The sequence below is a fragment of the Millisia brevis NBRC 105863 genome (assembly GCF_001552615.1).
GTDB lineage: Bacteria > Actinomycetota > Actinomycetes > Mycobacteriales > Mycobacteriaceae > Millisia > Millisia brevis.
In genome coordinates this window covers 26,999-37,755 of sequence record NZ_BCRN01000009.1, presented here as the reverse complement: position 1 = coordinate 37,755, position 10,757 = coordinate 26,999, and the positions used below count along the sequence as shown (strand labels likewise).

At 70.7% G+C, this 10,757-nt stretch carries 9 protein-coding genes; 5 read left to right on the top strand and 4 right to left on the bottom strand.

Annotated elements, in window-relative coordinates:
- Positions 1-103: 103 nt before the first annotated feature.
- Positions 104-1,015, bottom strand: coding sequence for a DUF3152 domain-containing protein (locus tag MB1_RS13695; RefSeq protein ID WP_066908131.1), 912 nt, complete (start codon positions 1,013-1,015; stop codon positions 104-106).
- A gap of 194 nt (positions 1,016-1,209) precedes the next feature.
- Between MB1_RS13695 and MB1_RS13690 the strand changes: the two genes are divergently transcribed.
- Entirely contained in the window at positions 1,210-2,226 is a 1,017-nt protein-coding gene (locus MB1_RS13690; RefSeq protein ID WP_066908128.1) for a hypothetical protein, read from the top strand.
- Positions 2,227-2,235: 9 nt separating this feature from the next.
- On the opposite strand, the gene MB1_RS13685 is transcribed toward MB1_RS13690, so the two are convergent.
- Positions 2,236-4,503 carry an AAA family ATPase gene (locus MB1_RS13685; protein ID WP_066908125.1) on the bottom strand — a complete coding sequence of 756 codons (2,268 nt, stop codon included), beginning with the start codon at positions 4,501-4,503 and terminating at the stop codon, positions 2,236-2,238.
- Between the two features lie 137 nt (positions 4,504-4,640).
- On the opposite strand from MB1_RS13685, the gene MB1_RS13680 reads away from it, so the two are divergent.
- Positions 4,641-5,378, top strand: coding sequence for a type 1 glutamine amidotransferase (locus tag MB1_RS13680; protein ID WP_066908122.1), 738 nt, complete (start codon positions 4,641-4,643; stop codon positions 5,376-5,378).
- A gap of 67 nt (positions 5,379-5,445) precedes the next feature.
- Here MB1_RS13680 and pssA read toward each other — a convergent pair whose 3' ends face one another.
- Positions 5,446-6,303, bottom strand: coding sequence for a CDP-diacylglycerol--serine O-phosphatidyltransferase (pssA, locus tag MB1_RS13675; RefSeq protein WP_066908119.1), 858 nt, complete (start codon positions 6,301-6,303; stop codon positions 5,446-5,448).
- Positions 6,300-7,013: a phosphatidylserine decarboxylase gene (locus MB1_RS26570; protein WP_066908116.1), complete on the bottom strand. Its 714-nt coding sequence runs from the start codon at positions 7,011-7,013 to the stop codon at positions 6,300-6,302. The genes pssA and MB1_RS26570 overlap by 4 nt, the downstream gene beginning before the upstream one ends.
- Positions 7,014-7,355: 342 nt before the next feature.
- On the opposite strand from MB1_RS26570, the gene MB1_RS25650 reads away from it, so the two are divergent.
- The 3 genes from MB1_RS25650 (at position 7,356) to groL (ending at position 10,302) form a co-directional block, all read left to right on the top strand.
- On the top strand, positions 7,356-7,511 hold the full coding sequence (locus tag MB1_RS25650) for a hypothetical protein (RefSeq protein ID WP_157084069.1): 156 nt from the start codon (positions 7,356-7,358) through the stop codon (positions 7,509-7,511).
- A gap of 397 nt (positions 7,512-7,908) precedes the next feature.
- Positions 7,909-8,415 carry a DUF6764 family protein gene (locus MB1_RS13665; RefSeq protein ID WP_369406871.1) on the top strand — a complete coding sequence of 169 codons (507 nt, stop codon included), beginning with the start codon at positions 7,909-7,911 and terminating at the stop codon, positions 8,413-8,415.
- 261 nt (positions 8,416-8,676) lie between these two features.
- On the top strand, positions 8,677-10,302 hold the full coding sequence (gene groL / locus MB1_RS13660; protein WP_066908110.1) for a chaperonin GroEL: 1,626 nt from the start codon (positions 8,677-8,679) through the stop codon (positions 10,300-10,302).
- Positions 10,303-10,757: the final 455 nt, after the last annotated feature.

Sequence of the window (10,757 nt, the reverse complement as noted above, 5' to 3'; positions counted from 1 at the left end):
GATGGCGAAGCTGTGCCGAGCCGGCCACTTTTCATGATCATTTTCCGGTTGATCGGTCGGTAAAGTCCCGAATGTTCAAGGCGGCACGCGAATTTCTGCTCCCCTACGGCCAGGGGTTCGGCAGGCATCCGTCGAGCCCCTTGGTCTGCTGCATCATCAGCGGCGCGGGTTGCCCGACGCCGGGGCAGAAGACATGACCGAAGCCCAGATAGTGACCGACCTCATGGTTGACGACATATCGGCGATAGTCGGTGACCGCGGTTCCGTAGTCGGGGATCCCGATCGCCCATCGGTACCAGGTCAGGATCACCCGGTTGCCCGCGCGACAGGACATGGTGCCGAAGGTGCCCAGCGGCGCACACATGCGTTCGGAGGTGTCCGGGCTGGCCAGAATCAGCTCGAACGCGGCGTCCGATCCGTCGGTGCGTTCGAAGGTATAGCCCCGCCCGCCCCAGCCGCGCGGATCGTTGAGAACGTCGATCGCGAAGTCGGCAAAACGGGTCGCGTCGACCGGCAGGCCGACCTCGGTCTCCACCCGCACGCGCAGATGTCGTGGGCCGGGCGGGACGGGGGAGCCCGGCGTTCCGGCCACCGTGCTCAGCTCGCCGGTGCCGGTCCACGGGATGACCCGGCTGAGCACACCGGCCGGTGAGTCCTGTGCGGCGGCGGAGGAGAAGAGGTGTTGATCGGCCGGGTCGACGCGCGCGCCCGCGGTGATCAACGACGCGACCGTGGCCGGCTCGGACGCTGCGGGCCGAGCCTCGGTCGGCGGCACGTCCTCCCGTACCAGGATCGAACGTGCCCCGGCGACCGAGCCGAGCAGCAGCAAGCCGACCGCGATCACCACGGCGGCGGAGAGCGCCGGCCGACCCTGGACGCGCCCGGTCAACCGCGCCCGCAGCGGCGGATGTGCGTCGCCGTCGGTTGCCGGGTGCGCGTCGCCGCCGGGTGCCGGCTGTGCGTCGCCGCCGGAGCGGCCGGACCCGTCGGGGGCGGCGTGGTCGTCGTCGGGCACAAATTCAGCATTCCACGGCCGCCGGTTGAGGGCCGTTCGGCGGCCGGCCCGATCGTCGCCGGCTGCGGTACTGTCGACGCCGTGCCGTACCGGTAACGGCCTCCCCGGTGACCCGTCGCGTCCGCTCGGACCGACCCAGTCGAGTGAGGTCCTCCGTGCCATTCCCCGGCGATGCATCCCCGACGAGCGGCCCAGTGGTTGCCGCCGACGATCCCGCTGCCCACACCGTGGGCGATACGACGGTCCGGCGCTTTCGGCGCAGTGATCGCGATCAGTTGGCCGACCTGGTCAACCGACATGCGCGCGCGGTCGTGCCGGGTCTGTCGGTGCCGGTCAATACCGTGTTGAACCAGCTCGAGCGCGAGCCCGGCGAGTTCATCGTCGATCGGTGGGTGGTCGAACGGTTCGCCCTCGTCGCCGAACAGTCCGGGCGGATCACCGCGGCCTGCCTGGTCCTGCGATACGCCGCCGACGCCACCGTCCCGGCCGGCTACCGAGGATGCGTCGAAATCGCGTGGATCCTGCACGTCCCCGACTCGCCGATCTGGTCCGACGCTTCCCGAGCGGGCCGCGCGGTGCTGACGGCGGCGATGGCCCTCGCCCGCCGCAGGGGCGCGCGTGCCGTCCTTGCCGACGGTCGATTGCCGGTCGGCGGCGTCTACGGCATCCCGCGACAATGGCCCCACATCCAGCGGATGTTGCGCGAGGCCGGGTTCGTCCCGGAACACTCCTCGGAAACCGGGTGGGCCGCTCGCGTCTCGGACCTCGTAGTCGGCAGTGCACGACCGGAAGCTGCGCGATCGGACGCCGCACGATCGGACACTGGACGATCGGACGCCGCACGATCGGAGGTGGATATCACCCGTTCGGTCGGCGGCTTGGGGACCGTCCTGACCGCGTCGATCCGGGGCAACCGGATCGGTTGGATCGAGGTGGACGACATCACCGTGGGACCGGGCGTGCGGTGCGCCGACGTCGCGAACCTGTACGTCGAGTCGCAGCACGCCGAGCGGGAGCACGTCGATGCCCGGACCGTCGCGGCGGAGCTGATCCGTCGGGCGGCGCACTGGCTCGCTCTCGGCGGCGTCGAGCTGCTGCTCGCCTACGCGGACGATGCCGACGAGGCCCTCGCGGAGGTGTTGTCGATCGTCGGTTTCGAGAAGATCTTCGAAACCGATCGAGGGTGGCGGTTGATCGAGCCGACCGGATGAGTCCGCGCGCTATCGACCGTCGGCGTACGCCTCGAGCGCCGCGACCTGGGCCGGGTCGAGCGAGGGCCGGACCTTGTCGAGCGCCTTCTGGACGTCCCATGCGGTGACGGCCGCCGCGTCGATGTCCCGGCGCATCGCCGCCAGCGCCGCCTCGCGCAGCACCGCCGAGCAGTCGGCGGCCGAGTAGCCCTCCAGGCGTTCGGCGAGCGCGTCCAGGTCGACCTCGTCGGTCAGCGGCACCGATCCACCGGCCGCGCGCAGGATCGCCGCCCGCGACTCGGCGTCCGGCGGCGGCACGTAGACCGGCCGTTCCAGCCGCCCGGGCCGCAGCAACGCCGGGTCGATCAGCTCCGGCCGGTTGGTCGCCCCGAGCACGACGACATTGCGCATCGGCTCGACGCCGTCCAGCTCGGTCAGCAGGGCCGCGACCACGCGGTCGCCGACGCCGGAGTCCGACGACTGCCCGCGGCGCGGCGCCAGGGCGTCGACCTCGTCGAGGAAGATCAACGACGGTGCGGAATCGCGGGCGCGCTGGAACAGATCGCGCACCGCCTTCTCCGACGAGCCGACCCACTTGTCCATCAGCTCGGCGCCCTTGACCGCGTGCACATTGAGCAGGCCCGAACCGGCGAGCGCCCGCACGATGAACGTCTTGCCGCAGCCCGGCGGCCCGAAGAGCAGCACCCCGCGCGGCGGGTCGATCCCCAGGCGGGCGAACGAGTCGGGGTGGCGCAGCGGCCACAGCACCGCCTCGGTCAGCGCCTGCTTGGTGTCGACCATATTGCCGACGTCGTCGAGGCTCAGGCTGCCGGTCGAGAGCTCCTCGGTGCCCGACCGGGACAGCGGCCGGATCACCGACAGCGCGCCGATCAGGTCGGTCTGCGCCAGGCTCGGCTCGCCACCGTCCTCGCGGGCGCGACCGGCCGCGCGCAACGAGGCCTCGCGCAGCAGCGCGGCGAGGTCGGCGGCGACGAAGCCGGGCGTGCGGGCGGCGACCTCCGACAGGTCGAGATCCCCGGCGGGGACCGACCGCAGCAGCACCGTCAGCAGCTCGCGGCGCACCGAGGCGTCCGGCAGGCTCAACGACAACACCCGGTCGAACAGCTGCGGGTCGCGGGCGCGCGCGTCGAGGCTCTCGGGCTGCGCGGTCGTGCCGATCACCGCCACCCCCGGCTGGGCGATCGCCCGCCGCAGCTGGTCGAGGATCAGCGCGGACACCGGCTCCGGGGTGCTCGGCAGCAGGGCGTCGACGTCGGTGATCAGCAGCACGCCGCCCGCCGGCACCACCGCGTCGACCGCGCGGGTCACCCGCTCCAGGCGCGAGCCCGCCTCGAGCGATCCGACGGTCGGACCGTCGAGTTCGAAGAGGGTGCGCTCACCGATGACCGACCGGGCGACGGTGGCCTTGCCGACGCCGACCGGCCCGGTGATCAGCACTCCCAAACGGGGCGAGGCCTTCAGCGACGCCAACAGCTCCGGCTGATCGAGGGCCAGGGCGAGCCAGTCGTCCAGGGTGGTCGCGGCCGCCTTCGCGCCGACCAGATCGTCGACCGGGATGCGCGGTTCCGCCGGCTGCCCGGACGTCTGCGGCGTCGCCGCGGTGGTCGTCGGCATGGTGGCGGCCGCGCCTGCGGTGGCACCTACAGTCGTGGCACCGACGGTCGTGGCGCCCGTGGTGGTGACGGCCGAGCGGATCCCGGCATCGGTCGCGGCGCCGGGGATATCGCTCGGCCAGGTGACCGAGGTGCTGGGTTGGACCGACACGGCGCCGGCCGGTTCGGTCGCGGAGACGGTCAACAGTTCGCTGGTCCACGCCGTGCCGTAGCTGCGCGAGAGCGCCGAGCTCGCGTCGGCGGTCGAGGTCCCCGGGCCGAGGTCGCGGGGCAGCAGCGAGACGGTATCGCCGACGGTCAGCACCTTGCCCAGCAACGCGCGGCGCAGCGTCTCCGGCGGGATCGACCGGGTGGCCAGCGCGCTGCCCCGGACGACCACCGAGCGGGCGCCCTGGACGGCCGCGGACTCCACGACGACCTGTCCGCTCTCGGTGACCCCGGCGTTGGACAACGTCACGTCGTCGAGCAGGGCGGTTCCGGCGGGCTGCCCGTGCGCCGCGGCGGCGACGGCCGCGGTGCGGCGCGCCCCGATCAGGGTGATCGCGTCCCATTCGCGGACCCCCAGAGCGGCGAGCACCTCCGGGTGGACACGCACCAGGCCGCGTCGGGCATCGATCGCGGACGGGTTGAGGCGGGCGGTGAGGTGCAGCTGCGGACCGGTCACCCCACGAGCCTATTGGTTCCGGTCGGGGCGCGACCGGCACCCGCGCGGGCCGTCGACCCGTCCGGGCGCCCGGGGGCGACCCGCCCGTGCGCCGACGCGTCGCGCACGCCGATCCGCCACCCGTCACAATCGAACGCATGATCGCCACGTCCGGTCGGGCCGTCGTCCTGATCCATGAGCCCGACGAACAGATGTACCTGCGGTTGGCCGGGACACTCGTCCCGTTGTTGACCGAACGCGGCTACGCCGTCGAGCCGTATTCCTTCCTGGCCGCCACCGGCGGGGAGTCGGCGCCGCCCTCGCTGACCGATGCCGACCTGTTGGTCGTCACCGGCTCGGACGATTCCGCCTACGACGATTCGCTGCCCTGGTTGGCCGCGGAGATGGCCTACCTGCGGGAGGCTGACGCGGCCGCCGTGCCGATCCTCGGGCTCTGCTTCGGCGGCCAGATCCTCGCCCGCGTCCTCGGCGGCGAGGTCAGCCGGGCGGCGCGGGCCGAGGTCGGCTGGTACCCGGTCGAGAGCGACGATACGGCCCTGGTCGAGTCCGGCCCGTGGCTCGAGTTCCACTACGACCACTTCACCGTGCCCGCCGGCGGCACCACGATCGCCCGCACCGCCGACGCGATTCAGGCCTTCACCTACGGCCCGCACCTGGGCCTGCAATTCCATCCCGAGATCAGCGAGGACCTGCTCGACGCCTGGCTGCTGTGCGAACGGCGACGCGGCGGCGGCGCCTCGGTCGAGGGACAGTACGAACGGCTTCGCCCGCAGGTCATCGACTTGGAGGTCGACGCGCGGCAGCGCTGCGGCCGGCTGCTCGACCGGTTCCTCGTTCACGCCGGCGTTCCCGACTCCGACCGCCGCGCCTCCTGACGAACCCGACCTCGGCCCTCGACCCACCCGGCCGAGGGTCGAGTTTTCGGGAGCGGTCGGTTCCGATTCAGACCTTGGGGCGCCGCAACCCCAACCGCGAGGTACCCACCCGCACCCGGTTGCGCGACGGCCGCGGGATGACCCGGCGGCGGCCCGCCCGACGTTGCTCCCGGCGTTCCTTCGGGTTGCGATCCCAATGCTCGGGGTGCGCCTTCAGCCAGCGGCTCGAGTACACCGCGTAGGGGATATGCAGCATGTACAGCGTCGTCAGTAGCAGCAGCAGGATGAACGGGTAGGTCATCAGCAGCGCGGCGGCGATCCCGACCAGCACCAGGGTCGCGGCCACCAACCGTTGCGGCATCGCCACCGACTTGAGCGACAGCGTGGGGACGCGGCTGACCGCCAGCGCGGCGACCACGATCGTCCAGGCGAAGACCACCCGCTGGTCGCTCCACCAGCCCTCGCCGAACTGCAACGTCGCCACCAACGGCGCCAGCGCCGCCAGCGCGGCCGCGGGCGCGGGAACCCCGACGAAGAAGTCGCCCGCGTACGGAGGGCGGGTGCTGTCCGAGGCCAGGGTGTTGAATCGGGCCAGGCGCAGCACGATGCACACCGCGTACAGCAGCGCGGCCAGCCATCCGGCGTTCGACCCGTCGAGCAGCGTCAGATAGAGCACCAGTCCCGGCGCCACACCGAAGCCGATGCCGTCGGCCAACGAATCGAGTTCGGCGCCCATCTTGCTGGTCGCGTCCAGCATCCGGGCGATGCGACCGTCGAGGGCGTCGAGGATCGCCGCCGCGCCGATCAACAGCACGGCCATGACCGGCCGACCGTCGAGCGCGAACTTGACCGAGGTCAGGCCGGCGCTCAACGCCAGCACGGTGACGGCACTGGGCAGAACCCGCACCGCGGGGGAACGGGTCACGGCAGTTCGGCCAGCACCGTTTCGGCGCCGACGGTGCGCTGGCCGAGCGCGACCCGCAGCGTCGCGTCGACGGGCAGGTAGGTGTCCACTCGCGAGCCGAACCGGATCAGGCCGTATGTCTCGCCGATCGCCAGCAGATCCCCGGGATGGGCCTCGCAGACGATGCGTCGGGCGATCAGCCCGGCGATCTGGCAGACGACCAGTTCGACCCCGTCGTCGGTGCGCACCAGCATGCTGGTGCGTTCGTTGGCGTCACTGGCCTCCGGCCGATCGGCCGACAGGAAGGCGCCGGGACGGTGTTCGACCCGTTCGACGCGGGCGGTGACCGGCATGCGCTGGACGTGAACGTCGAAGATCGACAGGAAGACCGCCACCCGCAGGCGCGGAGCATCGCCCAGGCCGAGTTCGGCCGGCGGGGAGGCTTCGTCGATCAGGGCGACCTCGCCGTCCGCGGGGGAGACGACCACGCCCGGCCGCAACGGCGGAACCCGCTTCGGGTGACGGAAGAAGGCGCCGGTCGCGGCGGCCGCGAGCAGCCCGGTGGTGCGCACCCCCGGGATGCGCCCGCCGAGGACGGCGGCGGCGAGCGCGCCGCCCACGAAGGGCAACCCCGCCGGGTGCACGGGCGGCACGGTGGTGCGTATCAGGTCGACGACGTGTTCGATCCCGTTTCGGCTCGGCGCATCGGCCGGGCGCGGTCGTTGAGCCACGGTCTCCCTCTTTGGTGTATCGGTGGTCGGCAGGTGGGCGCGGGGCGATCGGTCGGTGCCGCCCGATCGGGGCACGTCCGCGTTCCGATGGGGCGCCGCACGAGTGCGCATCAGCGTAGTCCCGCGTGAATCCCGGCCGCCGGGGTCACCCGCCGCATCTCGGTGACCCAAGTCACGCTTGGGATTTGCGCTTTCCGGCGAAGTGAAAGACTTCGTGAGCCGCCCGACGCCGGGCGTCGATTCGGCGGGTCGGCGGTGTAACGTGTCCGGGGGGTAGAGCGATGGGCTGGTTGAGGCTCCGCTCCCCGTTCCCGGAAAAATACATGCGTCGGTGATACTCGGATGAAACTGCATAATCTGCTACGTGGCCGCCAGGCCGACCTGCCCATGCTGCCCGTCGATCGGCCGACAGAGGTGTCCGGCCACTGGTCGTCGGAGCAGTTCGAACGACTGCTGACTCCCGTCGAAATCGATCTGGTTCAGAAGGGCAACTTCTGATCGGTCCGCGACCGTTCGGGCCCGCCCTTCCGTATCCAGCCTCCTGCATCCTCCACGACACCGATCCGTCGATCCGGTGTCCGATGAACTCCGCCGCGGCGCGCTGCCGGGCGGAGTTTCCGGTTTCCGGCGCCGGCCACCCCGGCGCTCCCGTCGGCCGCCCCGGCCCCGGCCGCTCTGGTCTGCCCCGGCGCTCCGATCGGGTCTGACAATGGGACGCATGGAGACCGGTCGGATTTGATCCGGAGAGACCGTCCCGTGACGGAATCAGGCCGCAATCGAGACCGCTCACCCGGGTGCCGGCGGTTGTCCCCGGGCGGTATGGTTTCCCCACCGTCCGGGTTCATCGAACCGGAGGTCTTCCCCCTTTTTCGGTATCGACGCCCCTAGGAGCGCCATGCGTGCTATCGCCCGCCGGTTTTTGACAGGATTTGCCACGGCGGGTGCGGCACTTGCCGTCGCTGCGGGACTGGCGGTGGCGTCGCCCGCCGGAGCGTCCGCAGCCCCGGTGCTCTGCAGTTCACAGGACAACCCGAATCTGATCCTCGTCGACGGCACCGCCGCCTGCGGCGCCTCGGTCACCGGTGACGGTGTCGCCCGCTCGTTCGCCTCCGAGAGTGGAACCGCCGTCGCGGTCGCCGACGGCAATGGCGCGGCCTACTCCCTCGCCACTGGCTACGGCACCGCGCTCGGCGGAGCGATCGGCTCGGGCACCCTCTACAGCGCCGCCCTCGGCGGCGGCCTGGTGACCGCCGGGGTCGCCGACGGCGCCACCGCGGTCGCGCTCGCCGGTTGGGGTGGCGGCGTTTCGGTGACGCCGACCGACGCCAGCTGCTTCGGCCCGCTCACCTTCGGTTGGGTCCTCACCAACGGTCAGTTCTGCCTCGCCGGCCTGGAGAACTGACCGACCTCTCGGACGTCTCGTCCGACCGCTGCAACGTTGTTGCCGCCTCGACGGGGGCTGCGTCGCCAGCATCGGCGGAGCTCCCGGGCCGCGACCTTGCACTCACTGGTGCCGAGTGCTAGAAAGTGACTTGGCACTCCTGAATTCCGAGTGCCAGGTCGGGACGGTGAGACCGGTTGATCGACACTCCCGGTCGTCCGTCGCGGGCACCGAACTCGGCCACAACACAGTGTCACCCCCAATCCGGAGGATCACTTCGTAATGGCCAAGATTATCGCGTTCGACGAAGAGGCCCGCCGCGGTCTCGAGCGGGGCCTCAACAGCCTTGCCGACGCAGTGAAGGTCACGCTGGGCCCCAAGGGTCGCAACGTCGTCCTCGAGAAGAAGTGGGGCGCCCCCACGATCACCAATGACGGCGTCTCCATCGCCAAGGAGATCGAGCTCGAGGATCCCTACGAGAAGATCGGTGCCGAGCTCGTCAAGGAGGTCGCCAAGAAGACGGACGACGTCGCGGGCGACGGCACCACCACCGCTACCGTGCTGGCCCAGGCGCTGGTCAAGGAAGGCCTGCGCAACGTCGCCGCCGGTGCGAACCCGCTCGGCCTCAAGCGCGGCATCGAGGCCGCCGTCGGCGCGGTCACCGAGGCCCTGCTGAAGTCGGCCAAGGAGATCGACACCAAGGAAGAGATCGCCGCCACCGCGGGCATCTCCGCCGGTGACCCCGCGATCGGCGAGCTCATCGCCGAGGCGATGGACAAGGTCGGCAAGGAAGGTGTCATCACCGTCGAGGAGTCGAACACCTTCGGCCTCCAGCTCGAGCTGACTGAGGGTATGCGCTTCGACAAGGGCTACATCTCGGGCTACTTCGCCACCGACGCCGAGCGTCAGGAAGCGGTCCTCGAGGATCCGTACATCCTGCTGGTGTCGTCGAAGATCTCGACCGTCAAGGACCTGCTGCCGCTGCTGGAGAAGGTCATCCAGTCCGGCAAGCCGCTGCTGATCATCGCCGAGGACGTCGAGGGCGAGGCCCTGTCCACGCTGATCGTCAACAAGATCCGCGGCACCTTCAAGTCGGTTGCCGTCAAGGCCCCCGGCTTCGGTGACCGCCGCAAGGCCATGCTCGCCGATATCGCCATCCTCACCGGTGGCGAGGTCATCAGCGAAGAGGTCGGCCTCTCCCTCGAGAACGCCGATCTGTCGCTGCTGGGCCAGGCCCGCAAGGTTGTTGTCTCCAAGGACGAGACCACCATCGTCGACGGTGCCGGTGACGCCGAGGCGATCGCCGGACGGGTCGCCCAGATCCGCGCCGAGATCGAGAAGTCGGACTCCGACTACGACCGCGAGAAGCTGCAGGAGCGCCTGGCCAAGCTGGCCGGCGGTGTTGCGGTCATCAAGGCCGGCGCGGCGACCGAGGTCGAGCTCAAGGAGCGCAAGCACCGCATCGAGGACGCCGTTCGCAACGCGAAGGCGGCCGTCGAAGAGGGCATCGTCCCCGGCGGTGGCGCGGCTCTGCTGCAGGCCTCCCCGGTTCTCGATGGACTGAAGCTCGAGGGTGACGAGGCCACCGGCGCGAACATCGTGCGCGTGGCCCTCGAAGCGCCGCTCAAGCAGATCGCCTTCAACGCCGGCCTCGAGCCCGGCGTCGTCGCCGAGAAGGTCCGCAACCTGCCCGCCGGTCAGGGCCTCAACGCCGCCACCGGCGTGTACGAGGACCTGCTGGCCGCCGGCATCAACGACCCGGTCAAGGTCACCCGCTCCGCGCTGCAGAACGCGGCGTCGATCGCGGCTCTGTTCCTGACCACCGAGGCCGTTGTCGCCGACAAGCCGGAGAAGGCCGCCGCTCCCGCCGGCGACCCGACCGGTGGCATGGGCGGCATGGACTTCTGAGTCCCGCTTCCCCGCAGTACCTGTAGTACCGGAAGGCCGGTCACCCTCGTGGTGGCCGGCCTTCCGGCTGTTCGGAGGTGGGACGTGTGCAATTGTCTTCCGCACAGCGTCGCCGAGGAGATAATCTCCTCGCCTCCCCCGCTCCTACGAACCATTGACCGAGCCGCCGTAACGGCCCGGCGCTGAATGCGCCCGACTCGGCCCCGCCATCACCACCTACCGCCGACGGGAATCGCATCGCCCCTGTTCGGAGGTAGTTTCTGCTGTCACTTGACGGTCGGGTCGGGTGGCGAGTGCTGCTACCGGACGTACGGCGTGATGGGTATTCCGGGCCGCGCACGTGTTGGTGAATCCGGAAGTCGAGGTCTGTTGGTGAACCTTCCCGAATGTCTCTCGATGAACGGTCGGATTCTCCCGTATTGATGGGAAAGGGCCGTCAGGCCGATGACGATCAG